This is a genomic window from Emticicia sp. TH156 (genome assembly GCF_002855535.1).
Classification (GTDB): Bacteria; Bacteroidota; Bacteroidia; order Cytophagales; family Spirosomataceae; genus Emticicia; species Emticicia fluvialis.
In genome coordinates this window covers 161,874-187,869 of sequence record NZ_PKRS01000004.1, presented here as the reverse complement: position 1 = coordinate 187,869, position 25,996 = coordinate 161,874, and the positions used below count along the sequence as shown (strand labels likewise).

At 45.1% G+C, this 25,996-nt stretch carries 13 protein-coding genes; 12 read left to right on the top strand and 1 reads right to left on the bottom strand.

From position 1 onward, the window contains the following. Positions 1–89 precede the first annotated feature (89 nt). The 6 genes from C0V77_RS09350 to C0V77_RS09325 all read left to right on the top strand — a co-directional run bounded on the left by C0V77_RS09350 (position 90) and on the right by C0V77_RS09325 (position 11,630). On the top strand, positions 90–665 hold the full coding sequence (locus C0V77_RS09350; protein ID WP_101726093.1) for an RNA polymerase sigma-70 factor: 576 nt from the start codon (positions 90–92) through the stop codon (positions 663–665). 211 nt (positions 666–876) lie between these two features. Continuing rightward, a complete protein-coding gene (locus tag C0V77_RS09345) occupies positions 877–1,896 on the top strand; it encodes a FecR family protein (RefSeq protein ID WP_101726092.1) in 1,020 nt (339 codons plus the stop codon). 323 nt (positions 1,897–2,219) lie between these two features. Further along, on the top strand, positions 2,220–5,684 hold the full coding sequence (locus tag C0V77_RS09340) for a SusC/RagA family TonB-linked outer membrane protein (RefSeq protein ID WP_229236245.1): 3,465 nt from the start codon (positions 2,220–2,222) through the stop codon (positions 5,682–5,684). 133 nt (positions 5,685–5,817) lie between these two features. Next, the gene (locus C0V77_RS09335) at positions 5,818–7,434 is read left to right on the top strand and encodes a RagB/SusD family nutrient uptake outer membrane protein (protein ID WP_101726091.1); all 1,617 of its coding nucleotides are present in this window, start codon (positions 5,818–5,820) and stop codon (positions 7,432–7,434) included. A gap of 367 nt (positions 7,435–7,801) precedes the next feature. Next, entirely contained in the window at positions 7,802–9,676 is a 1,875-nt protein-coding gene (locus C0V77_RS09330; protein WP_101726277.1) for a heparinase II/III family protein, read from the top strand. A gap of 19 nt (positions 9,677–9,695) precedes the next feature. Next, positions 9,696–11,630, top strand: a complete 1,935-nt coding sequence (locus tag C0V77_RS09325) for a heparinase II/III family protein (protein ID WP_101726090.1) — start codon at positions 9,696–9,698, stop codon at positions 11,628–11,630. A 304-nt stretch (positions 11,631–11,934) separates the two neighbouring features. Here the strand turns inward: C0V77_RS09325 and C0V77_RS09320 are convergent, their stop codons facing one another. Then, on the bottom strand, positions 11,935–13,101 hold the full coding sequence (locus C0V77_RS09320; RefSeq protein ID WP_101726089.1) for an MFS transporter: 1,167 nt from the start codon (positions 13,099–13,101) through the stop codon (positions 11,935–11,937). Between the two features lie 547 nt (positions 13,102–13,648). Here C0V77_RS09320 and C0V77_RS09315 point away from each other — a divergent pair. The 6 genes from C0V77_RS09315 to C0V77_RS09290 all read left to right on the top strand — a co-directional run bounded on the left by C0V77_RS09315 (position 13,649) and on the right by C0V77_RS09290 (position 25,889). After that, the gene (locus C0V77_RS09315) at positions 13,649–14,206 is read left to right on the top strand and encodes an RNA polymerase sigma factor (RefSeq protein ID WP_101726088.1); all 558 of its coding nucleotides are present in this window, start codon (positions 13,649–13,651) and stop codon (positions 14,204–14,206) included. Positions 14,207–14,245: 39 nt separating this feature from the next. Next, positions 14,246–15,268 carry a FecR family protein gene (locus tag C0V77_RS09310; RefSeq protein ID WP_101726087.1) on the top strand — a complete coding sequence of 341 codons (1,023 nt, stop codon included), beginning with the start codon at positions 14,246–14,248 and terminating at the stop codon, positions 15,266–15,268. 594 nt (positions 15,269–15,862) lie between these two features. Beyond that, on the top strand, positions 15,863–18,970 hold the full coding sequence (locus C0V77_RS09305) for a TonB-dependent receptor (RefSeq protein ID WP_229236255.1): 3,108 nt from the start codon (positions 15,863–15,865) through the stop codon (positions 18,968–18,970). Between the two features lie 19 nt (positions 18,971–18,989). Beyond that, on the top strand, positions 18,990–20,873 hold the full coding sequence (locus C0V77_RS09300) for a RagB/SusD family nutrient uptake outer membrane protein (RefSeq protein ID WP_101726086.1): 1,884 nt from the start codon (positions 18,990–18,992) through the stop codon (positions 20,871–20,873). A gap of 88 nt (positions 20,874–20,961) precedes the next feature. Then, a complete protein-coding gene (locus C0V77_RS09295; RefSeq protein ID WP_101726085.1) occupies positions 20,962–24,354 on the top strand; it encodes a VCBS repeat-containing protein in 3,393 nt (1,130 codons plus the stop codon). Between the two features lie 227 nt (positions 24,355–24,581). After that, on the top strand, positions 24,582–25,889 hold the full coding sequence (locus tag C0V77_RS09290) for a vanadium-dependent haloperoxidase (RefSeq protein WP_229236244.1): 1,308 nt from the start codon (positions 24,582–24,584) through the stop codon (positions 25,887–25,889). Positions 25,890–25,996 lie beyond the last annotated feature (107 nt).

The window sequence follows — 25,996 nt, the reverse complement described above, 5'->3', positions numbered from 1 at the left end:
CATATCTGTTGATGTGTCTTAAAATTGCATGTTTGCTGCTATTATTTTTCTTAATAAATCTATATTTGTTCTTTTAAAAGTCTCATAGGGTGGAGTACGCAAGCATTGGTGACGACATACTGGTAAAATTGTTGACTTTGGGTGATAAAGAAGCTTTTGAAGAGATTTATCGTCGTTACTGGCGTAAGTTATTTCAGAAAGCCCAAAGAAAAGTGTATGCCAGAGAAATTGTGGAAGAGCTGGTGCAGGACATCTTCATTAACCTGTGGGAAAAACGAGCCACCGTGCAGATTCAAACCCTTGAGCCTTATCTTTTTACAGCCCTTAAGTACCAGATTATCAGCCATATCAGAAAACAACTGCAGGAAGAAAAGTTTGCCGCTTATGCCGCCACCGAAAGCAACGACGAGATAAACAGCCTTGAAGAAACCATTGCGTATCATGACCTGTCGCGGTCTATCCAGCAGGCAATGGAGCAAATGCCCGAGAAAACCCGGCATATTTTCCGCCTGAACCGCCTGGAAGGCAAAAGTACCCGGGAAATTGTTGAAATGCTGAATATCCCTGAGCGTACTGTTGAATACCACATTTCGCAGTCGCTCCGATTCATGCGCGAACACCTGAAAGAGTTTCTTACCTGGTGCCTGCTGTTTTTTCTTAAGTAAAATGCCTGCCTTCATTTTCATTTGCCTCTTCGCTTGCCATTTTTACCAAATTTACTACACCGTTTTATTTATAAATTTTATATAATTTATCAAAGAACTTTTTATAAAAACCCCTTTTTTGTTGTATTATTTATAGAAATTACAAAACTATTTGCGGTTAATCGGGGGCTTGTACGACATAGTAATTAAACAAAGAATCTATTACGCTCAGATGAAAAGCCGTAAAGCGTTTAGTCAGCTCCTTCAGAAGTACTTAGATGGGAAATGCAGTGAATCAGAATCACAACTCGTTGAGCAGTGGTATGAACTCATTGATGAAGAACCCAGACAGAATTACACCGGGCAGGAGTGGCAGGCACTTGAATATAAACTATGGCAAAAAATAGAAGCTGGTCTTTTTGAAACAGAAGCCCGGCCGTCAATCAGTTTCTGGCGTAATTACCGCCTCAGTATTGCCGCCTCTGTTACCATTTTACTGGGTGCAGGCGCCTGGTGGTACATCAACGCACATTCCAATCCCGCTACTAAATCAACTTTACAAAGTTCTGTCCATGAAATGCAATTAATGGACAACACCTCTTCTAAGCCCGTAAAAATTAAGCTGGAAGACGGAAGCACCGTAACGCTAAGCCCACACAGCCAGCTACAGTATCCAAAACATTTTGCTGCAACTAAACGGGAAGTGAACCTCAGGGGAGAAGCCCTGTTCGAGGTAAGTAAAAATCCTGACAAACCATTTTATGTAATTACAGATAAACTTGTTACCAAAGTTTTGGGTACAAGTTTCTATGTTCGCACCGTAGAGGCCAAACAAAAAACCGAAGTAGAAGTAATTTCGGGCAAGGTTTCGGTGTACGAAAAAGAAAGAGCAGACAACCAGAACAGGGGTGTAGTACTTACACCCAACCACAAGGTTACATTTTTTGCTGTTGAAAAGCATTTTATAACCGGTCTGGTTGCCAAGCCTTTACCTCAGATAAAGCCCATCAACAACAAGCCTGAAAAATTTGAATTTGACGACACACCCATCAGCCAGGTACTTGACAAGCTGAAAAAAGTGTATGGAATTGAAATTGTATTAGAAAACGAAAAACTGAATGATTGCCCTATAACAGCAGATATAACGGCTCAGCCGCTATATACAAAGTTGGATATCATTTGTGCAACCATTAATGGCAGATATGAAGTGAAAGGAACTACGATTCTGATCAGCGGGAAAGGTTGTGAGTAAGTTGCCGTCGTATTTAAAACGTATCTATTCAAACTTAATATAAACTATACCATCTATCGACACAGGAGTATGCCAATTGTTGCCCAGCAACCGGAGGTGTACTCCTGAACTAACCGGGCTATCTATTCAACCTAATATATTACAATCTATTTAACGCAAACTATACGTACATAATTATGATTAAATTTTAACCTCCCGACCACAAAAAAAGCTGACAATGGTACCAGCATTGTCAGCCCTAAAGCCCTGGATAGTTTTCGCTGTGCGTGAAAACCAGGGTTCCTTTTGCCAAATTCTTACCTCTAACAAAATTGTTCAAATGTATGAAAAAAAGATTACAAACAAGTAAACTCTTGCTACTTGCTATGAAAATATCTGCTGTTCAGCTTGTATTGGCAATGGTTTTCGTTTCGGTTACATACGCTTATGACTCCAGAGCACAGGAGTTCCTCAATAAGTCGGTGTCTCTGAATGCCGAAAACCAAAGCTTGCGTATGGTGCTGGAGTCGATTGAAGAGCAGACCGATGTGAAATTTGTCTACAGCTCAAAATTAATCCATGCCAACCGCAAGGTAAATTTTGCGGTATCTGGTCGGAAACTATCAGACGTACTGGAAACATTATTAAAACCTATGCAGGTTAATTACCGCATTATAGGCGGGCAGATTATTCTGAACTGGGAAGAAAAACAAACCATTCTTGAAAATATTGAGGCTGCTAAAATGGAAGAAAGCACCAACGAAGCAGCCGTAGCAGACCAGCCCGTAAAAGGAAAAGTAACCGATAAAGACGGAGGTGGCGGCCTGCCGGGCGTAAACGTAACCGTTAAGGGCACCACACGTGGTGTAACTACCGATGCCGAGGGTAATTTCAGTATTAATGTACCAAACGAGCGCTCGGTGCTGGTGTTTAGTTTTCTGGGCTACGAAAAACAGGAAGTAACCGTTGGCAACCGCACGGCTATTAATATCGTGTTGGGGTCTGACATGAAATCGCTCGACGAAGTAGTGGTGGTAGGTTACGGTACCCAGAAAAAAGCAAACCTGACAGGCGCTGTGTCAAGCATTGACGCCGCCGCGATTGAAAACCGCCCGGCCAGTAACCTGGCCACAGCCATGCAGGGTATGAGCCCCGGGCTTATCATAACCCGCACCAGTGGCCAGCCCGGTAGCGAAGACATCGGCATTCAGGTACGTGGTGCTACCACGGCCAATGGTAGCGTAAGCCCTCTGGTAGTACTAGACGGTGTAGCCGTGCCTAGCAATACCCTGCAAACCATGAACCCCAACGACGTTGAGAGCATCAGCGTGCTGAAAGACGCCGCTGCGGCCGCTATCTATGGCGCACAGGCTGCGGGTGGTGTAATATTGGTAACTACCAAAAAGGGTAAATCGGGTAAAATTTCTTTCGATTACCTGGCTCAGCAAGGAACCGACTGGGCCATTAACGTACCCGGCAGAATGTCATTGCTTGAAGAAGCTGAATATGCCAATCTGGCCCGTGCCAACTCGGGCAGTGGCCCTGAGTACAACGCTGATGATCTTCAGCGCATAAAAGATGGTATTCCGTATGTGGTAAACCCGGTTGATACCAGCACCTATCTGTACTATAATCAGAAACCCCTTACCGACCAGATTCTTAGAAAATACTCGTCTATGCGTACCCACAACCTGTCTATGAGAGGCGGCACAGATAAACTGAACTTCCTGATTTCAGGTGGTTATTATGGCAAAGACGGTGTTTTTAAAGTAGGGCCAGACAGCTACGACCGCTACAACCTGCGCATGAATCTGGGTGCACAGCTAACCCGTATTTTATCTTTAGATTCTCGTCTTTCTTATACAAACGACAAAACCGAGAGCTCGTCTGCCGGTGTAAACGGCCAGGGGCTGCTGTACCAGATTTACCGCTTGCGTACCCGCACGCCATTCTTTACCCCTGAAGGCCGTTATAATGGAGCCGGTTCTGCCGCCACTGCTTATGCATCTATGGAAGCTGGTGGGTATAACGAATACCGCCGTAACTATTTTGATGGCGTGTTTACCCTTAAAGCATCAGAAATCATTAAGGGACTGAACCTGAGAGCAGTGGTGGGTACTCAGTACCGCCGTGGCGACAGAGAAGTATTTAACCGCACTGTGCCATTATGGGGTAAGTCAAGAATATTAAGTTATCTCAATCAGGTTAACTCATTCAATGTAACAAATGAGCTAACCTCCAACAACAATATACAGTTGTTGGCAAACTACGATAAAAAATTTGGCGGTAAGCACAACCTGGGCTTGTTTGCAGGGTATCAGTGGGAGTCTTTCCGGTTCTCTTCTAATTATTCGGCAGCTTCTAACCTGGTAAGCAATGATTTACCGACTTTGAACCTGGGCGACGACAAAACCAAAGTAAACAGCCAGAATATTTATGCTTATGCGTACCAGTCGGTATTTGGCCGTGTTAATTATAACTATGCCGACAAATACCTGATTGAAGGTACGCTTCGTTCTGACGAGAGCTCAAGGCTGGCGCCGGGCTTCCGTGTAAAGGTATTTCCTTCGGCCTCGGCTGGCTGGAACATCCACCGCGAAGAATGGTTCGCCAATCAGCTCAAATTCGTTTCCGAACTCAAACTCCGTGCTTCATGGGGCCGCCTGGGTGGCGCTTTGGGTAATACACTCGGCTACTACGACTACCTCAATCAGCTTAGCCGCAGCGCTTCGCTTGTACTGGGCGACTCGCGCACCTCTTACATTTATCAGAGTTCAATTCCATCTGAACAATTATCTTGGGAAACCATCGAAACCTCTAATATTGGTGCCGACCTGGGTTTCTTTCAGAATAAACTGCAAATCAGCGGCGACTATTACGTAAAATACAATCGCAATATGCTTACGCCTCAGCAATTACCAGCCGTAATAGGTATCGGTACGCCCCGTAAAAACAACGGTGAGCTGAAATCGTGGGGCTGGGAGCTGGAAGCCCGCTACCGTGGCACTATCGGTTCAAACTTTTCTTATAACGTAGCAGCTAACTTATCCGACAACCAGAATAAACTATTGAACTTCTCGGGCCGCAGGGTAATTGGTGCAGGTACCAACAGCATTATTGAGGGGTATCCGCTTAATACCATCTGGGGTTACCAGACAGCCGGATATTTTACTGACGTTGATCAGGTAAAAAACTGGGCGTTTCAGGATAACCGCACAGGCCCCGGAGACGTAAAATACATAGACCAGAACGGCGATGGCAGGCTGACCATCGGTAACGGTAATATTGACAACCACGGCGACCTTGTGCTGCTGGGTACTACGCAGCCACGTTACCTTTTTGGGGTTACGTTGGGCTTTCAATGGAAAAATATTGATTTCAGCGCCTTTGTGCAGGGGGTAGGTAAACGCAGCTACCGACCGAACGCCGAAAACATAGCCCCTTTGCTGGTAACCTGGAAACAGGCACTTGCCGTGCACCGCGACTACTGGACTCCTGAAAACCAGGATGCGCTTTACCCAAGACCGTATGTGGGTGCCACGCACAACTTCTTGCCGTCTGACAAATGGGTGCTCAATGCCAGCTATGCACGTCTGAAAAACATTCAGGTGGGTTATACCTTGCCGGTTAAATGGACCTCAAAGATTAATATTTCAAGAGCAAGATTGTTCTTCTCAGGTCAGGACCTCCTCACGGTTTCGGCATTGGGTAAATTTAAGGGATTGTTTGACCCTGAAAACCGCGATAACGTAGATAACGATTATCCGTTCTTTGCCACCGCATCAGTAGGTCTGAACCTTTCGTTTTAATCAGCAATAAGGAAGATGTATAGTGAATTGTAAATTATTGAACGTTGACGTAACATGAATTAGCTTGAAAGAAAGCACTTTTCATTCAGTCACTCATTTGCCATTCACTCATTCACCATTTATTTAAAAACTCATGAAAGCATTCATCAAACATATATCATTTGTTGTGGCGGTTTCGCTAGGTTTAAGCGCCTGCGACGTTAACCGCCTTCCGGAAACCAGCATCAGCGATGAAACCTTCTGGCGGTCAGAGTCTGACCTGAAAGCCGCAGCCAATTACCTGTACACATTTCTGCCTGCTTTCAATGCAGAAGACGTTTGGTCTGACGACGCCGTGGGCCTTGCTTCCAACAGCATCAGCGACGGCTCTCGTCTCGCTCCGGCAACAGACGGCAACTATAGCACACCCTACCAGCTTATCAGGGCCGCTAACAATATACTTGAAAAAGCCCCTAAAGCTACCGCAGCCGGCCAGGCAGCCATAGACCGCTACTCGGCCGAGGCACGTTTTTTCAGGGCGTGGGCGTATTTCTCTCTGGTTCAGAAGTACGGCGATGTACCGTTGATTCTGAAAACCCTAACCGACGCCTCGCCTGAACTTACCGCAGCAGCAAGCCCGAGAGCAGATATTTACAAACAGATTTATGACGACCTTGACTTTGCAGCGGCTAAACTACCCACACCAACTGCCCTTGGTACCGCCGACTACGGGCGTATATCAAACACAGCGGCTTATGCATTTAAAGCCAGAGTGGCATTATTTGAGGGCACCCGCTCGAAATTCCATAATTATGGCGATGCCAACCAGCACCTTACATTGGCGGTGGCAGCAGCCAAAGCTGTAATGGATAGCAAGCAGCATGATTTGTTTGGTAACTATTTCAACCTTTTTCAGTATGAAGGAGAAGGCCGCCAGAACCGTGAAAACATCATTGTTCGCCAGTATGGGGTTGCCGTTACAGACCGCGTTAGCACGCACGCCTATTACAGAGGTACCCTGGAAAACGGAAACCTGAGCCCAACCAAAAGCCTGGTTGATGCCTACCTGATGAAAGACGGCCTGCCCATCGATAAGTCTCCGCTTTATACCAAGCCTGCGGTATCTACCGATGTATTTACCAATCGCGACGAACGCCTGAGCGCCACGGTTATGAAAAAGGGCGATGCCTACATGGGTACCAAGCCTGTGTATGACATTGCGCCGCTGGTATTTAACAAAACGGGTTTCACGTTTCGTAAGTATTCAAATATTGACGACTGGGTAACGCAGGCATCGTTAATAGACCGTGTGGTTTTGCGTTATGCAGAGGTTTTGGTTACTTATGCCGAAGCCAGATATGAACTGGAAGGCCAGATAAGCGATGCAGACCTTGACCTGTCGGTAAACCGCTTGCGCGACCGTGGTAAAGTAGCCCGCCTCAGCAATGCTTTTGTAGCTGCCAATGGCCTGAATATGCGCGACGAAATACGCCGTGAACGCCGCGTTGAGCTGGCACAGGAGAGCCTGCGATACTGGGATATTATCCGCTGGAAAACCGCCGAAACCGAATTGCCTAAGCCTATTTTGGGTAATTATTTCTTTAAAACTGAGTTCGGTACTACCACAACGGTAAACGTAACGGCAGATAACATAATATTGGTGCAGGCGGCGAGCTTCCGTAAGTTTGATCCTGCCAAAGATTACCTGTGGCCATTGCCTATCAACGAAATATCGCTTAATTCAAATCTGAAACAAAACCCTAAGTGGTGATGTAAAGCAACGAATAATCCCGATTAATTTCGGGATTATTCATTATCTCTCTTGAGCCGCAATGCTTGCGGCTAATCGTAGAATAGGGTTCTTCGAAAATTGATTTTGCCAGACCTGATAGCTGAAATGGTTATATTACAAGGATTGGCCTCTGAAGACGCATGCCATGCGTCTCTACAAAAGCGATAAATTTATCCAAACGGGTATAATACCAATGCCATCCTGCTAACCCGTTTTGATTGATATTACCAAAAATAAAACATCTATTCTGACATTTATAAACCATGCGCACTACAATTCAATAGGGTTCTATAAGAGACAATTCACACCTAAAAAAAATTACCATTCAACCTCAACTGAAAAACCTATGATAAAAACATCCTTCATTTTTATAATTTCACTGTTTTGCATTTTCGGGGTATCAGGCCAGCAGTTAAGCTATCTGAAACCAAACGTTTCCATGCCTGCGCATCCGCGTATTTTATGGGCAAAAGGTGAAGAGAAAAAAATTCTTGACAACATAGCTGCCGATAAAAACTGGGCCAGAATACACCAGGTGATTATCGACGAAAGTAACCGCATGCTTGCCGAACCCACCCTTGAACGCATTCAAATAGGCCGAAGGTTGCTGGCCACATCTCGTGAGTGTATTAGCCGGGTATTTTACCTGTCTTATGCCTACCGAACCACCAATGATAAAAAATACCTGGCAAGAGCTGAGCAGGAATTGCTGAAAGTATCGCAGTTCAGCGACTGGAACCCCAGCCACTTTTTAGACGTGGCCGAAATGACCATGGGCGTAGCCATTGGCTACGACTGGCTGTATTATGATTTGCAGGCTTCATCAAAAGATGTCATCAAAGATGCCATTCTTAAAAAAGGTATCGAACCGTCTTTAGACAGTCGGTATAACAGCTGGCTGAAAGCCTCTCATAACTGGAACCAGGTATGCAACGCGGGCATTAGCTACGGCGCACTGGCCATTTTTGAAGACCATACCGCTTTAGCTACGCAAATCATTGACCGTGCCATTGGCTCCATCAGACTGCCCATGCAAGACTACAAACCCGAAGGAGCCTACCCCGAAGGTTACAGCTACTGGGGCTATGGCACCAGTTTCAATGTTATGTTTCTGAGCGCTGTTCAACAGGTGTTCGGGTCTGACTTCGACTTATCTGCTGCCCCTGGATTTTTGAAAACAGCAGGTTATTTTCAACAGATGGTGGGTTCGTCGGGCAAAAACTTTAATTATTCTGACGCCGGTAATGGTGCCGGCCTAAGCCCGGCTATGTTCTGGTTCGCCCACCGCAACAAGGACAACAGCCTTTTGTTTAACGAAAAAAACTATCTGCAGGGCGATACCCGGAGTTTAGGGCGCGACAGGCTTTTACCGGCAGCCATGATATGGGGCAAAAACATGAGCCTTGACAATGCCACTACACCCAAACAACTGATATGGGTAGGGCAGGGTAAAAACCCGGTTGCCCTCATGCGCACGTCTTGGACCAACCCCAACGCCATTTATGTAGGTTTTAAAGCAGGTTCGCCTTCGGTTAATCATGGACACATGGATGTTGGCTCATTTGTTATGGATGCCAACGGCGAACGCTGGTCGATGGACTTCGGTATGCAGGAGTATGAGTCCCTTGAATCAAAAGGTGTAAAGATTTGGGGAAGAGAGCAAGACGCAGAGCGTTGGCAGGTGTACAGATATAACAACCTGGCTCATAGTACCTTAAGTTTTGATGGTGAGTTTCAGCGGGTTGAAGGTTACGCCGCTATTGACCACTGGACAGATAAGCCGGGGTTTTTAAGCGCCAACAGCGACATCTCTGTCGTTTACAAAAACAAGGTTCAGCAGGCTTTAAGAGGTGTAGCCATTATTAAAGGGCAATACGTAGCCGTAAGAGACGAAATTACATCTGCCAAACAGGCAACTACTGTTCGCTGGGCCATGCTGACTCCCGCCGAAGTATCTCTTGAAAAAGACGGCACCGCTACCCTGGTACAAAAAGGTAAAAAAATGCAACTGAAAGTTCTTGAACCCGCCGGTGCCAGTATTAAAACATGGTCTACCGTGCCTCCTCATGATTACGATGCGCCTAACCCTGGCACTACGCTGGTAGGTTTTGAAGTAGCCCTGCCAGCCAATACCACCGCGGCCCTTACCGTTTTACTGATACCCGAAGGTGCCAAAGCAGATAAATCTGTGCGCCCGCTAAAAGACTGGAACAAACAATAGCTATTCAACCTTAATCTCTATGAAAAACATACTCACCATTGCGCTGTTAATAGGCCTGTTTACCGCTAATGCACAGGTTAACCAGCGCAATATTCTGGCTAACAAGTACACAGCCAATGCGTACAAACAGGCGCTTGTACCTAAAAACCAATGGAGACCCTACCCCAGAACACCGGATGAATGGAAGGCCGCATTGACTGATTCATTGATACAAGGGCTGATAAATGCAGGCGAAGCAGCCGAAAAAAAAGAGATGCCGCAGTTGTCAGCCAGCTTGCTGATGGAGTACGTCCGCTCCGGCGACAGAGAAAAGCATTCAAAAATCTCTTATGCGCGCCGGGTTAATCTGATAGACCTGGCGCTGGCAGAGTCGATAGAAAATAAAGGGCGATTCACCGAAGCCATCATGAATTACGTATGGGCCATTTGTGAAGAAACCTACTGGGGCGTACCTGCACATTTGGGTGTTCAGAAGGCCAGAAGCGGCCTGCCAGACGCCGAAGACCCGACCGTTGATTTATTCGGAGCCGAAACCGCCGCGGTACTGGCACTTACCGATTATTTTGTGGGCGACAAGCTGGACAAAATTTCTCCTTTGTTGCGTAAAAGAATCTATTCTGAAACCAGCAAAAAGATTTTTGAGCCGATAAGAGAAGTTAGCCGCTACGGATACCTGAGCAGAACCAACCCCGTTAACAACTGGAACCCCTGGATAGTCTCTAACCTTCTGGTGGCTGATTTACTGCTTGAAACCGATGAAACCAAACGCGCCACAAACGCCCATACCTACTCGGTACTGATGGATGCCTACCTGAACAGCCTGGGCGATGACGGCGGCTGCGACGAAGGCCCCAGCTACTGGTTTGCGGCGGGTGCCTGTGTTTTTGATGCCCTTGAAACCCTTCAAAGCGCCTCTAACGGTAAAATTGATATTTATAACGAGCCGCTCATAAAAAACATGGCGTCTTATGTTTACAAAACACACATTGCAGACGACTACTTCGTGAACTTTGCCGATGCCGACCCTAAACTTCGGCCGGACGGGTTGATGCTCTACCGATTTGGCAGGGCAATTAACGACAACACCCTTGTACAGTTTGGTTTGTGGGCAAATCAGCGTTTCCCATCCACGGTGTCATCCAACAATAGTTTCCATCGGATGCGCCGCATTGCCAATTTATTAACAGTTGCCAAAATACCTGCAATGCCTGTTACCTATCAGCCGGGCGGCGATGCCTGGTTTGTAGATATTCAGGTACTAACCACGCGGTCGGCCAATGGTCTTTATCTGGCTACCCATGCCGGGCACAATGCCGAAAGCCATAATCATAACGATGTAGGTGACTTCCTGATTTACTCAGAAGGTGAACCCGTTATCATTGATGCCGGACGTGGTAATTACACGGCTCGCACTTTTTCTTCAAAACGCTATGAGTTATGGTTCACGCAGTCGCAATACCATAACCTGCCCATTGTTAACGGCAAAGGCCAGTTGGCAGGTAAAGCATTTGAAGGCATCAACGTAAAAAGTTCTGTTAACGATAAGGAGGCGTCGCTCAGCATGGATATCGCCCCCGCTTATGATAAAACAGCAGGTATAAAAAACTGGAACCGTATCGTAAAATTAAACAAGGTGAAAAATGTGGTAGAGATTACCGATGATTATGTGCTGACAGAAAAACCTGACTCAATAGAACAGGTATTTATGACCATCTGTGATATTGATACCACAACACCGGGTAAAATTGTGCTTACTACCCCTAAAGGTAAGCAGTTATCGGTTAATTATGCAGCTAAAAACTGGGCCGTATCAACCGACCTTCCCTCAACCGAAGGTATGGAATACAACAGCTTCAAAACCAAATGGGATAGCCGGCCCGTTCGACGGATTATCCTGACCAGCAAGTTATTATCTGATAAAGGGAAGCATATATTTACGGTGGTGAAGAATTGATTTCGCCTTGAACTGTGATTTTGTCTGAACTGTGATTTAGCTGATTTGATGATTTCGCTGATTTATTAAGCAATATTGTTAATGTGTAAAGCGATTGTGCCTCTTACTTCGTTCAGCGACTGAAGTCGCTGTCTATCTAAACAAGGGTATTTATTTTAGCAGCGCCGACCGCGCGGCGGTCGGTTAAGTTGGCACATATACATCAAACATTCCGCTGTTTGATTAGCCACCGACTTCAGTCGGTGTAATGGGTCAAGTCAGTGAAATCATTAAATCAGCTCAATCACAGTTCAAGACAGAAAAATCAAACTTCAGAAGAACTTCTAAACCTAACAGCCACTATCAGCAACAAAATACTTACCAGCCCCAGTGCAAAAGATAAGCTTGTTATTTCGGCCACAAAACCCAGCATGGCAGGGCCAGCCAACTGGCCTATATAACCTAAGGTGGTAACACCGGCAATGGCTGCGCTGGCAGGTACACCGGGCATACTGCCGGCGGTGCTAAAAAACACCGGCACAATATTGGCGCAACCTATACCTACCAGCACAAAACCAAAAACCGTTACCGCCCCGATAGGCACACTTACAGCCAGCAAAATACCGGCAGCGGCTATTATGCCACCACCCATTACTACTTTTTGCTGGCTGAACCTGTTAATAATAGTATTGCCCGACAACCGCATAATGGCCATAGCTACCGAAAAAGCTGCAAAACCCAGCCCGGACATCGACTCATCAAAATTCCGGTGAAACTTCAGAAAAACCGCGCTCCAGTCAAGAATAGCACCTTCTGCCAGAAAAGCCACAAAGCACATCAGCCCCAGTACCAGCACCGGCCCTTTGGGTATTATCAATGTGGCTACGTCCATCTTGTTTTCGGCAGCTCTAGGCAGCAAAGAGCCATACTGGCTTATACAAATAAGTACCAGCAGACCCGATATGCTAAAAATGGCAAGGGTAGGAGACAGCCCCAGTTCAAGCAAAAAGCCCAGACCCATTGAGCCAATCAGCCCGCCTACACTAAACAAACCATGAAAAGACGATAAAATGTACTTACCTACTTTGTCTTGTATCACAACCGACTGCGCGTTCATAGAAACATCAATGGCGCCTATACCTATGCCAAACAGGTACAATGCCCCGGCCAGCGCCAGGCTGCTGTTGGCAAACAACAGAAGCGGCAGCACGGCTGCCGTAAGCAGGCCAGACACCAGCATAATTAACCTGCTGCCAAATTTATTAATCAAACCACCAGTAAAGGGCATAATGGTCATGGCTCCGGCGCCCAGGCAAAGCAAAATAAGGCCCAGGCCGGCATCGTTCAGTTGCAACCTTATTTTTGCCAGCGGCACCATAGGCACCCAACTGGCCAGGCCAATGCCACAAACAAGAAAATACAATGAGGTAGCCAGTCGAGCCGGGCCTATCCGGTAATTGCCGGGCTTTGATTCAGAAAAGGAGGTGGGCATAAACTATTTAAAAATATAAAATAAACGTAAACTTAAAGAAATAAACAATTGTTCAAATGGCAGCATTTTTTAAAAAAATTATTAATTACTTTTTAATTCTTTAATAATATTTACAATTTTACAATGATAATCCTTTCAACCCTCTGAAACCGGCCAGCACTGTTTCAGTATTTATTCGGTTTTTATTTACAAAAAGAAAAGGTTAACCATCTAAAGAATTTATTCACACCAATCTGAAAGATAATTTAACCTAACCACGAAGAATAGTATTATACCAAGAATTTTTAAAAGTTTTTAAAAATTACAAAGTACCCCGCTAGCATTCATTTTTGCAAAAGCTAACTGTTTGATTTGTAGAATTATCTGATTGTTTGTGCCCAACTTTTTAGTTCTCGATTTTTTGAGAGAATTAAAATACAGGGAATCCGCTAAACCGTTTTAAGTTGTATTTTTCAAAGAATATGTAAAATGATTTAGGGATTTTAGTGCGTTAGTTGACTATATATTTCAGGAACAAATACGTTTGAATTCAGACCTATCCTAAAAAATGCAGTACCAGAAACTTAGTGATGAAGAGTTGGTATCTTTCTTGAAAAGCGATAACCAGACCGCTTTTGAAGAAATTTATAACCGTTATTGGTTGAAGTTGTTTGGCATTGCCTTTAACGAAACCGGAACCAGAGAAGAAGCAGAAGAACTGGTGCATGATTTGTTTGAGAGCCTCTGGAACCGCAGGCAGGTAAGTGTTATCCGCCACCTCAGCTCTTATCTGGTTGTGTCTATCAAGCATTTGTCAACCAATTATATAAAGTCGCAGATTACACAGAGAAAATACCAGGAGTACCTGATATTTAATCAGATACAACAATCTTACTCAACCGACGAAATCGTTAACTTTACTGACCTGGCCAAGGCAGTAGAAGAAGCCATGAAGTCGTTGCCGGAACGAAGCTCAGAGATTTTCAAGATGAGCCGTTTCGAAAACAGGTCGGTAAAAGACATCGCCAATCAGATGAACCTGTCTGAAAAAGCCGTTGAATACCACCTTACCAAAACCCTCAAGGTTTTAAAAGAACAGTTGAAGGCTTATCATACAGATAATTAATTAGCAATTAAAAATGCCGTTAGCTACGGTGCAGGGTTTATGAACCAGCATGAATTCGACAAACTATTAGAAAGATACCTGGCCGGCGAGTGTAATTCTGAAGAAGAAAGGCTGATTTGGCAATGGCAGGAAAATATGTTGAAAAACACCAGGGTAACACTTAACCCTGAAGAAAAAGAGGCTATCAGAAAGCGCCTCTGGAACCGCATCTACAACAACACCATCGGTGTGGTAGAGGAAGAATACCACTCGTCAAAAGGGCGGATGCTCAAATTGCTAAAATGGGGGGTAGCCGCCATGTTGGTAATTGGTCTGGTAAACGGCGTGCTGTACTTTAACAAAAATGAGTTGAAGACAATAGCCCTGGCGGCCAAAACCGAAGAATCAACAGACATTGAAATCAGGAATACGTCAGACACCGACAGCGACATTAAACTGGAAGACGGTACCGTTGTAAAACTGAAAAGCAACAGCAGTATCAGCTACCCCAAGCATTTTGGAACCCGTTTCCGCCATGTGTATCTGAAAGGCGAGGCCTTTTTTAACGTAAAAAGAAACCCGCATGCGCCATTTATGGTGCATACCGGAGACCTGGTAACCGAGGTGCTCGGTACAAGCTTCAACATTAAGTCATACGACAACGTAAGCGACATCGAGGTTTCGGTTACTTCCGGACGTGTGTCGGTTTATGAAGCCTCGGAAAATGCCGGAAGAAAAAAGAACGGAGTGATATTAACGCCGAATCAGAAGGTAACTTTCGACAAGGCATCAAGAAAAATTATGACAGGCATTGTTGAAAAACCCATTGTGCTGTTGCCCGCAACTACCCACGTCGACTTTACTTTTGAAGATACTGTGTTACCGCAGGTGTTACAAAAACTGAAAAACGTGTATGGTATTGAAATTATTCTGGAGAATCAGGAGTTGGAACATTGCGTTATTACGGCCGATTTAAACGACCTGCCGCTAGCCACACAACTTGAATTAATATGCAGAACCATTAATGCCCGGTTTGAGCAGCGCGGAACCAGCTACTTCGTCAGCGGCGAAGGTTGCAGGTAAAATTTTGAATACTATTTTAACCTACAAATTATAATAATCACTAAAAACAAAACTTCAGTAATCACAATGAAAACATGAACAAAAAAAGCCGACAATGCTGTCACATTATCGGCTCCGAATCGCTTCCTGCCGAACGGCAATTCGGTTGAAAGGAAGCAGAGTTTTTACCTATCTTAAGTATAAAAACAACCTAAATGTATGAAAAAAGACGTACGTAGCAAACATTTTTTGCTTAAAGCAATGAAAATTACGTTTATTCAACTCTTGATGGTCTCTCTTTTTAGCGGACTCTCCTACGCCTACGATGTAAACGGCCAGGAAGTCCTCAACACTAACGTATCTTTAAGGATAGAGTCACTGGAAGTCAAGAAAATTCTTAGCCAGATAGAAAAACAGGCTGATGTGAAGTTTGTGTATAGTTCAAATACTATACGGCTGAATCAGAAAGTATCTATCATGATGAGCAACAAGCTCTCTGAGGTACTTGACGATTTGTTTACGCCATTGCAAATTTCTTATGAGGTTATCGGTGACCGGATTTTACTTAGAAAGAAATCTCAACTACAAAAAATGTCTCATATCGATGAGCTTCGGATGAAGGATGGTGAGGTGATAGAACAAACAGTAAAAGGAAAGGTAACCGAAGCCGATAAGAACGAAGGTTTGCCGGGCGTAAGCGTTACAATTAAAGGTACTACCAAAGGTACCACCACCGACGGCGACGGTAACTACACCCTTGTAGTGCCAGACAACCAGGCGGTATTGGTTTTTAGCATTGTAGGCTTTGAACCACAGGAAGTAATTGTAGGTAACCGCTCTGTAATTGATATCGCCATGAAGTCAGACGTAAAAACGCTGGGCGAAGTGGTAGTTGTAGGTTACGGTGTTCAGAAAAAAGAAACTGTAACTGGTTCGGTTGTTAGTGTAAAAGGAACAGAGCTGGTAAAATCACCTGCTGTTAACCTTTCAAACTCATTGGCTGGTCGTCTTCCCGGTGTTGTTGCCGTCAACAGAAGTGGAGAGCCAGGCTATGATAACTCAGCCATCCGTATCCGTGGTGCAAACACGCTTAACAACAGTGAAGCCCTGATTGTAATTGACGGTATCCCTAACCGTGCCGGTGGTTTGTCTCGTCTGAATCCTGCTGATATAGAAACCATCTCTGTATTGAAAGATGCTTCTGCAGCAATTTATGGTTCTCGTGCGGCTAACGGTGTTATCCTTATCACAACCAAAAGAGGTAAAACCGGTAAGCCAGAGCTTTCTTACTCTTTCAACCAGGGGTTTGCAAGACCAACCGTTGTGCCTAAACTGGCTAACGCTGCTCAGTATGTAAGTATGCTGAACGACCTTGACATCTACGGTTTGCCAACAACAGAATGGGCTGCCGCCAATCAGGCATATAAAACTAATGGCGTGTACACAAGACCAAACGGCGACATCAGAAAAGCGCCTTTCTCGCCTAGCGATATCCAGAAATATGCCGATGGCTCAGACCCTTGGTTATATCCAAACACCGACTGGTACAAAGCTACTTTGAAAGACTGGTCTCCACAATCTCGCCATAACCTTCAGGTAACAGGTGGAACTGAGAACTTCCGTTATTTGTCATCTCTTGGTTATCAGAAACAGGATGCTTTCTACAAAAATTCAGCAACGGGTTACGAGCAATATGACATCAGAATAAACCTTGATGCCAAAATCAATAAATACGTAAACCTTCAGGTTGGTTTATTAGCACGTGAAGAGGCTCGTAAATTCCCTACCAAATCTGCCGGAGCTATTTTCCGTATGCAGATGCGTGGTAAACCTCACCAACCTGCCTTCTGGCCAAATGGCTTACCGGGCCCTGATATTGAAAACGGTGAAAACCCTGTGGTTATTACAACTAACCAGACAGGTTATGACCGCGACAAACAAGACTATTTCCAGACAAACGGACAGTTGGATATCAAAATACCTGGTATTGAAGGTTTGAAATTTACAGGTACAGCCGCTATTGACAAACGTATCCGCAGCACGAAACGTTGGGAGACACCTTGGACACTTTACGAAAAAGGTTCTGGTACAAACCCGGACGGAACGCCAGTATTGGTACCAAGCAAACGCGGCCCTGCCGAGCCACGTCTTACTTTGGGTAACGAAAACCAGTTGAACATTCTATTGGGTGCCATTGGTACTTACGAACGTAAATTTGGTGTGCATGGCCTTACTGTATTGGCTGGTACTAACCGTGAGACTATTCAGGGAGATAACTTCAATGCTTTCCGTCGTTACTTTATCTCAACTGCTATCGACCAGATTTTTGCCGGTGGTGACCTTGAGAAAAACAATGGTGGTGGCGCTTATAACAGTGCCCGTCTGAACTACTTCGGTCGTGCTGCCTATAACTATAAAGAAAAATACCTTGCTGAGTTCTTGTGGCGTTATGATGGTTCAGATATCTTCCCGAAAGAGACCCGTTACGGTTTCTTCCCGGGTGTAATGATGGGTTGGGTGCTTTCAGAAGAGAGCTTCATCAAAAATGCGCTACCTGTGGTTAATTACCTGAAACTACGCGGATCGTGGGGTCAGATGGGTAACGATAACGTTTACCTGCCTAATACTTCTACACCTGCTACTTATCAGTACCTGTCTACTTATGGTTTCCGTAGTTATATCATCAATAACACTGAAACTAAAACCTTGTACGAAACACGTATCCCTAACAACAACATTACCTGGGAGGTTGCCAATAACTCAAACTTAGGTTTGGAAGGTCAGTTGTTCAACGGTAAATTATCGTTCGAATTTGATGTGTTCTCAAACAAACGTACCAACATTCTTTGGTTCAGAAATGCATCAGTTCCGCAATCAACCGGTTTAACATTGCCTGCTGAAAACATCGGTGAGGTATCAAACAAAGGTTGGGAGTTTAACGTAGGTTACCGCGGACAAGTGGGCGATTTGAAATTCAGCGCCAGTGTTAACGGCGGATACGCTAAAAACAAAGTTGTGTTCTGGGACGAAGCTCCGGGTGCACCAGACTGGCAACGTACTACCGGCCGTCCTATGAATACCTACATGGCTTATATCTATGACGGTGTGTTCAAAGACCAGGCTGAAATTGACGCTAACCCAATCAACTACAAGGCTATCGTAAACCAGCTACGCCCTGGTGATATGAAATACAAAGATTACAACGGCGACGGTAAAATTACCCCTGATGACCAGGTACGTACAGATAACACTAACCTTCCTTTGTTCCAGGGTGGTGCTAACCTGACAGCCCAGTACAAAAACTTCGACCTTGCCGTGTTGTTCCAGGGTGCCGCTGGCGCTAAACAATACGTAAGTGCAGGTGAGTCTGGTAACATTGGTAACTACTTGTTAGATATTTACGAAAACCGCTGGACAATCGACAACCCTAGCAGTGTTCACCCACGTATTGCTAACCGTAGCGACCAGTATTATTCAAATGGTAATACTTATTGGTTGAGAAGCACAGACTATATCCGTCTGAAAAACTTCGAGATTGGTTATACCATTCCTGAAGCAATTGGTTCAAAAGTTGGCTTTAGTAATTTTAGAGTTTATGTAAACGGACTAAACATGTTGACTTGGGACAAACTGAAAGTATATGACCCAGAGACTGATAACTCAACAGGACAGTACTATCCTCAGTCGAAAATTATTAACGTAGGTCTAACAGCAACATTCTAAAAAATTAAATCGAACAGCAATGAATAAATTTAAGAAAATATTCGCTTCAACTGTTATAGCTGGTTTAGTTGTAGCAAGTTGTAATGATGATTTTGTGAACACCAGTCCGCTGGACCAGGTGTCTGAAACAGCCGTTTGGACTGACGCCGCTTTGGCAGAGGCATTCGTAACCGAAATTTACGGTGGTTTGCAAATGGGTGGTTTTAGTGAAGAAATGCAGGCATCATTAACTGATGAAACCTCATTTACTCACCCTGGCCGTGGTATCACAACTATTACCGAAGCCCGTTCAAACCCTGCTGATATCGGTTGGGGACAAGGTACCAGCGCTACCGGTAACAACCGTAGCTTTAGCTGGGGTAACCTGTATGTGCGTATCAGAGCCTGTAACCTGGCCCTTGCCAACCTTGCAAGCCCTAAGTTTGATAACACCAGCAAAATTGCCGACCGCCTGAAAGGCGAGGCGCTTTTTATGCGTGCTTATTTTTACCATCAGTTAGTGCGTGTTTATGGTGGTGTACCTTTGGTTAACCGCCCTTATGCGCTAGGTGAAGCAGATTACCTTGCTCCGCGTAATACCATGCAGGAGTGTATTGACTTTATTACAAAAGATTGCGACGAGGCAGCTACTTTACTTGCGGGTAGATCAATGGCGTCTGGCCGCGCTTCTCAGGCTGCTGCTCTGGCGCTTAAAGCACGTATCCTTACGTATGCTGCCAGCGACCTGTATGATGTAAACACAGCTAAAGCCAAATCATTGGTAATGGGTGCTTTTAGTAAACCTGAAGTGCTTGCTGTATCTTCTGGTAGCCGCACTGAGCGCTGGACAAAAGCTAAAGCTGCTGCCAAAGCAGTATTAGACTTGTCTGGTTATGGTTATGCGCTTAACCTTTCTGCACCTGTAAGTGCAGCAGAAGGTACGCAGAACTACATGAACATATCGCTTTCAAGAAACGGCGGCGAAAAAGAAATGCTTTTCGGCCGTTACTTTATCAATGCCAAGCAGGAAGACGGTGGTCGTCAGGGTCTGTTCAACGGTCCTAACGGATATCACAACTGGGCTGGTAATGCACCTATTCAACACTTTGTTGATGACTATGAAATGATGGATGGAACGAAGTTCAGCTGGAGCAATCCTGACCAGAAAAGCAATCCTTACGTAAACCGTGACCCACGTTTCTATGCTTCTATTCTTTATGACGGAGCGCCCTGGAAACCACGTACGGCTGACGTTGCCTCTAAAGACCCTGCTAATCAGATTCAAACTGGTCAGTACGAATTAGGCAATGGCTCAGGTACCAAAACCGCATACTTTGGTTTAGATACCCGTAAGAGTACCGTTGAAGACTGGAACGGTAGCTACACTGGCTACTATATGCGTAAATTTATTGACCCTAGCCCGGCAATTGTTGACCAGAACACATGGCAGCAAGTACCTTGGCCTCACTTGCGCTTCACCGAAGCCGTATTAAACTATGTTGAGGCTTGTATTGAATTGGGCGAAGATGCAGAAGCACGCACCTGGTTAAACAAAATCCGTTTCCGTTCAGGTATGCCTGCCATTACTGAGTCGGGCGATGCGCTTCGTCAACGTTATCGCAACGAACGCCGCATTGAGTTGGCTTTTGAAGAACACCGTTATTTTGATGCCCGTCGTTGGATGATTGCCCCTTCTACCTTAGGCAGAAAAGCAAACATCATTACCATTTTAGGTACGCTTAAACCAGGTAAAACCGTTTCATTGTATAAGTATGACCGTGATAACTACAACTACGAATACATTGTAAATGAGCTTGACCCTGGTAAAGAAAACCGTACATGGTTGGATAAGATGTATTTCCTTCCTATCCACCGCGACGAAATGAACCGTAACAAAAATCTGGTTCAGAATCCGGGGTATTAATTAACCTCTTTATAAATTGGGTAGTTGCGCGTTTTTCAAGAAGCGCACAGCTACCCAAATTTTTGTTTTGAAGCCTAATCACTTACCAATGAAATTCCAGACCCTAGTTTCGCTAACCTTATTATTACTATTACAAGCCTGCAGCAAAAAAGACCAGGCTGGCGGCACACTACCCGACGAAGCCTCAGACGAACCACAATTGTTTACCCTGCTGGAGCCTGAAAAAACCCACATAGATTTTCAGAACGTAATTAATGAAGGGCTTAATACCAACGTTTTAATGTATGAATACTTCTATAATGGCGGTGGCGTGGCCGTAGGCGATGTGAACAACGATGGGCTGGATGATATTTATTTTACAAGTAATATGCAGCAAAACCGCCTTTATTTAAACAAAGGCAATATGGTTTTTGAAGACATAACCACAGCCGCAGGAGTAGCAGGCCGTGAAGGCCCCTGGAAAACCGGCACCACTATGGCAGATGTAAACGGCGACGGTCTTCTTGATATTTACGTGTGTTATTCGGGCAATTTACTGCCAGAAAAACGCACCAATCAGTTGTTTATTAACCAGGGTAAAAATGCTGCCGGGGTGCCTGTATTTGCCGAAAAAGCACATGAATACGGCCTTGACAGCCCGGCCACTAGCACGCAGGCTGCCTTTTTTGATTACGACAAAGACGGCGACCTGGACATGTTTCTGCTGAACCACAACCCTAAATCATTACCAGTACTTGACGAATCCACCACTGCAGATATTCTAAAAACTGATGACGCTTCTAACGGAATGCGTTTTTTCAGACACGATAAAGGAAAAAACGGCGAACCCGTTTTTAAAGATATTACCAAACAGGCAGGTCTGCTTAGCTCGGCCCTGTCTTACGGCCTGGGAATTGCCATTGCCGATTACAATAATGACGGCTGGCAGGATATATACGTATCTAATGACTACACCATTCCGGACTTTCTCTACCTTAATAATAAAAAAGGTGGGTTTATAAATCAGATAGAGCAGGGTATTGGCCATTTTTCGCACTTTTCAATGGGTAGCGATGCCGCCGATATCAATAACGATGCCCTTACAGATATTTTTACCTTAGATATGCTGCCGGAAGACAACCGCCGGCAAAAATTGCTGATGGCACCCGATAACTACGAGAAATTTGATTTCAACCTCAAAGTGGGCTTTGGGCATCAGTATATGCGCAATATGTTGCAGCTAAACCAGGGGGTGCATCATAGTGGTTCGGCCATTCAAACGCCTCAGTTTTCTGAAATCGGCCAGTTGGCAGGTATCTCGAATACCGACTGGAGCTGGAGCGCACTCTTTGCCGATTATGATAACGACGGCTGGAAAGACCTGTTCATTACCAACGGTTACCTGCGCGACTACACCAATATGGATTTCCTGAAATATATGAGCGATTACGTGCAGAACAATCAGGCAGATATCCAGCGGCAAAACGTGCTCGATATGGTCATGAAAATGCCGTCTTCCAATCTTACCAATTATATCTATAAAAACGGGCAGAACCTTCAGTTTAAAAATGTAGTTAAAAACTGGGGGCTTAGCCAGAATGCCAATAGCAATGGCGCAGCTTATGCCGACCTTGATAATGATGGCGACCTCGACCTGGTTGTAAACAATATTAATGTACCGGCGTTTGTGTACCGAAACGACGCTGAAAAACAAACCGGGCATCATTACCTGAAAGTAAAACTGAATGGCGACGGGCTTAATAAAAACGGACTGGGCGCCAAACTGACACTCTATAAAAATGGAAAGGTTCAGTTTCTTGAACAAATGCCCACACGCGGATATCAATCAAGTGTTTCTCCGGTCTTACATTTTGGTTTAGGCAGCTTTACCAATGCCGACTCGCTGAAAGTGGTTTGGCTCAGCGGCAAGCAGCAAATGCTTACCCGGGTGGCCGCCGATAAAATGATTGAACTGAACGAAAAAGATGCCAGACCCGGCCTTACCTCAACGCCTTTAGTGGCACCTTTATTAAAGGAAACCAATGCTGGTATTTCGTTAACACTGGCTACCAATACCATTAACGACTTCAAGAGACAAACTTTACTGGTAAACCCGCTGTCATTTGCAGGGCCCTGCATGGCTAAAGCTGACGTAAACGGCGACGGGCTGGAGGATATATTTGTAGGTGGTGGCACCGGGCAGGCAGGTGTATTGTACACCCAAAACAAAGGTGGTACTTTCAGTGCCAAAAAGCAATCGGCACTGGATGCCGATAAGCAGAACGAAGATGCCGACGCGGTATTTTTTGATGCCAACGGCGACACCTACCCCGATTTATATGTGGCATCGGGTGGGTATGGCAATCTGATGCCTGACTCACCACTTTTGCAGGACAGACTCTACCTGAACGACGGCAAAGGTAACTTTACAAAGGCCGCCGCGGCGCTTCCGGCTATGCAGGCAAGCAAAGGTTGTGTACGTGTGGCAGATATTAATCAGGACGGCAAACCAGATTTATTTGTAGGCGGGCGGGTGATTCCGGGTTTATATCCCCAAACACCACAGAGCTTTATATTAATTAATCAGGGTAGCGGGGCATCACCCAAATTTGTTGACCAGACCGATAAAATTGCCCCTGAGCTGAAGCATATAGGCATGGTAACCGATGCGGCCTGGCATGACCTGAATAATGACAAAAAACCTGAATTAATTATTGTGGGCGACTGGATGCCGATTCAGGTTTTTAGCCCTGAAGGCGGCAAATTGGTTAATGCCACCAGCACTTATTTCGACAAAAATTATGCAGGGCTTTGGAATAAACTACTGCTGGAAGATGTGAACGGCGATGGCGCCACTGATTTACTGGTGGGTAATTTGGGTACTAACTCGCAGCTAAAAGCCACCGAAAAAGAACCCGCAGAGTTGTTTTATAAAGATTTTGACGATAACGGTTCGCTTGACCCTATTCTTTGTTTTTATATCCAGGGTAAAAGTTATCCTTACGTAACCCGCGACGAACTGCTTGACCAGATAAGTATCATGCGTACGCGTTTCCCAGATTATGCCAGCTACGCCGATGCCACTATGGCAGATATTTTCACAAAAGAGGAGTTAGAAAACGCCGGAAAACTGGAAATAAACACCCTGAAAACAACCTTGTTTATGGGCAGCAAACAAGGCAGGTTTCAGCCAAAAGAACTGCCGGTTGAAGCACAGTTTGCACCAGTTTTTGCGCTGGCAGCAGTTGATGCAGACGCCGACGGTAAAAAAGACCTGGTACTGGCCGGAAACATTAACCGTGGCCGTTTGAGATTCGGTAAATATGATGCGAATCTGGGCTTGGTCTTAAAAGGGAACGGAGACGGACAGTTCGTGGCATTGCCTCAAACTACCTCAGGCCTGAACCTGAAAGGCGATGTACGTAGCATTACAGTTGTCAACAATCAGTTGTTGTTTGGTATTAATCAGAAAGGCATCAAAGCGTATCGAATTGGTAAATAATGAAAAACAGACAGTGCATTAAAAAAACCATATCTGAATGCAATGATTTGCCTATTATGTAATCGTTATTTCAAAATTGTGAAAAATGGTGAGTCATTGTGTACTTGGTGGCTAACTAATATGGCCACAGAGTATCCTAATGTTACAAAGTTTCACAAACCGGCAGTAAATAGCAGCCTTTCAGCTAACATAATCACTCATTCACTCAATCACTCATTCACTCAATTATGAGAGTAATAGTAATCCTACTGGCCTGTGCCTCTATCATGCTGGGTTGTAAAAACGAAAAAGAAAAGCTACCCCGGCTTGATAACAAAGAAGTGAGCAATGTTATTACCCGTATGACCGACATCATGATACATGATGTGTCTAACCCACCCTTGGCAAGCCGTTTTTTTTCTTATGCCTGCCTGGCCGGATACGAAGTAATGGCACAGAACAACGACTCCCTGCCATCAATGAAGGGCAAACTGAATAACTACCCCGAGATCAATAAACCAAAAGTAGATGGCGCTTTTTCGGCAGATGTGGCAGCCATTGTGGCCATGATGGAGGTGTCGGCAAAGATGCAGCCCTCGGGCAAGCTAATGGCCGACTACAAGCAAAAATGGCTAGACTCATGCAGCACATTGGGCTTCTCTGCCGAAGTACTAGAAAACTCAGTGGCTTATGCACAAGACATCAGCAAGCAGATTTTGGCCTACGCTAAAGCAGACCAGTATAATAAAATAAGTAATTATCAAAGGTACACGCCCGGTGGTAAAGACAGCACCTGGATACCCACCCCCCCTGCGTATTTTCCGCCGGTTGAGCCTTATTTTCATACTGTAAGATCATTCACCTTAGACTCCGCCAATCAGTTTAACCCTGCGCCTCCGGTGTCGTTTTCGACCGACAAAAACTCTGAGTTTTTCAAACTCATGCGCAATTTGTATGACGAAAAACTAACGCCCGAGCACAGAGAAATGGCCGCCTTCTGGGATTGCAACCCCTTTGCCCTGCAAGACAACGGCCACCTGATGGTGGGCATGAAGAAGATATCGCCCGGTGCACACTGGATGGGCATTACGGGTATTGTGTGCCAGCAAAAAAAACTGAGCCTCGCAAAAACCTTACAGATACACACGGCCGTGGCCATTGGCCTGATGGATGGATTCATTGGCTGCTGGGGAGAAAAATACCGCAGCAACCGTGTGCGCCCTGAAACGGCTATCCGCAGGCACATAGACCCTAAGTGGAAACCCATGTTGCAGACGCCGCCATTCCCTGAGTACCTCAGCGGGCATTCAACCATTTCGTCGGCTTCGGCGGTTATACTTACCAGTTATTTTGGCGACAATTTCAGCTACACCGACACCGTTGAGGTTCGTTTCGGGCTTCCGCCGCGCGCTTTTAAATCATTCAATGATGCTGCCAGCGAGGCTGCCATCTCGCGTTTTTACGGAGGCATACATTTTATGGATGCCATTGAGCGAGGCCAGCAGCAGGGTACAGCCATTGGCAAACAGGTTTTAAAACGCCTGGAAAGGAATTGAATCTTTTCAAGAAAAAGTATTGACCTTTTACCGGAATTTTAGAATATTTACAAAGTATTTGGCGTTTAAAGCACGCCTGTACTTTCATATCACCCTAACCGAAAATT

Bases quoted from the DNA above. Each gene is read 5' to 3' on its own strand.
- C0V77_RS09345 (WP_101726092.1), top strand. From the start codon at position 877: ATGAAAAGCCGTAAAGCGTTTAGTCAGCTCCTTCAGAAGTACTTAGAT.
- C0V77_RS09340 (WP_229236245.1), top strand. From the start codon at position 2,220: ATGAAAAAAAGATTACAAACAAGTAAACTCTTGCTACTTGCTATGAAA.
- C0V77_RS09335 (WP_101726091.1), top strand. From the start codon at position 5,818: ATGAAAGCATTCATCAAACATATATCATTTGTTGTGGCGGTTTCGCTA.
- C0V77_RS09330 (WP_101726277.1), top strand. From the start codon at position 7,802: ATGATAAAAACATCCTTCATTTTTATAATTTCACTGTTTTGCATTTTC.
- C0V77_RS09325 (WP_101726090.1), top strand. From the start codon at position 9,696: ATGAAAAACATACTCACCATTGCGCTGTTAATAGGCCTGTTTACCGCT.
- C0V77_RS09320 (WP_101726089.1), bottom strand. From the start codon at position 13,101: ATGCCCACCTCCTTTTCTGAATCAAAGCCCGGCAATTACCGGATAGGC.
- C0V77_RS09315 (WP_101726088.1), top strand. From the start codon at position 13,649: ATGCAGTACCAGAAACTTAGTGATGAAGAGTTGGTATCTTTCTTGAAA.
- C0V77_RS09310 (WP_101726087.1), top strand. From the start codon at position 14,246: ATGAACCAGCATGAATTCGACAAACTATTAGAAAGATACCTGGCCGGC.
- C0V77_RS09305 (WP_229236255.1), top strand. From the start codon at position 15,863: ATGAAGGATGGTGAGGTGATAGAACAAACAGTAAAAGGAAAGGTAACC.
- C0V77_RS09300 (WP_101726086.1), top strand. From the start codon at position 18,990: ATGAATAAATTTAAGAAAATATTCGCTTCAACTGTTATAGCTGGTTTA.
- C0V77_RS09295 (WP_101726085.1), top strand. From the start codon at position 20,962: ATGAAATTCCAGACCCTAGTTTCGCTAACCTTATTATTACTATTACAA.
- C0V77_RS09290 (WP_229236244.1), top strand. From the start codon at position 24,582: ATGAGAGTAATAGTAATCCTACTGGCCTGTGCCTCTATCATGCTGGGT.